We start from the raw sequence: 568 nt of genomic DNA, 5'->3' as shown, positions 1-568 counted from the left end.
ATATTCCGAGCAATCTTCGGACACCGCTTTTCTTCGCTGAATTTGATAACTCACAGGCGAACACGGCGACAACGACGCAGCGAACTTTAATCATCGGCCAGATGTTGGCTTCAGGCTCGTTACCTGCGGATATTCCGGTACTGGTTTCCTCAGTGGCTACCGTGGCGGGGCAAGCTGGTGCAGGTTCAATGTTGCATGGTCAGATGGCTGCATACTTAGCGAATGACATCGCCGGTGAGATCTACATTTTACCGTTGAGCGATGCGGAATCCATGGTTGCGGCAACGGGTAAGATTACCGTGACCACGCAGGCATCAGCAACTGGGGTTATCTCTCTGTATATCGCGGGTATTCGGGTGCAAGTCGCGGTGGTGGCGACTGATGAGGTGGCAGAGATTGCCACTGCATTAACTTCCGCCATCAATGCCGCCAGCGCCTTGCCTGTCACTGCTGCTGCGGTGGCGGCGGTCATCACGCTCACCGCTAAAAACAAAGGTGCCCACGGTAACACGATTGATTTGCGGCTGAACTATTTGGGTAGCGCCGGTGGCGAAACAACACCAGATAG

1 pseudogene is annotated in these 568 nt (G+C 54.2%); it reads left to right on the top strand.

The features are described from left to right. Nucleotides 1-2: 2 nt before the first annotated feature. Nucleotides 3-568, top strand: a pseudogene (locus V2A85_RS24335) (phage tail protein); the annotation flags it as partial.

The organism is Yersinia sp. 1252 StPb PI, assembly GCF_048593885.1.
GTDB classification, from domain to species: Bacteria; Pseudomonadota; Gammaproteobacteria; order Enterobacterales; family Enterobacteriaceae; genus Yersinia; species Yersinia enterocolitica_E.
The sequence above is the reverse complement of the archived record's forward strand: the minus strand, read 5'-3'. Positions and strand labels throughout refer to the sequence as shown.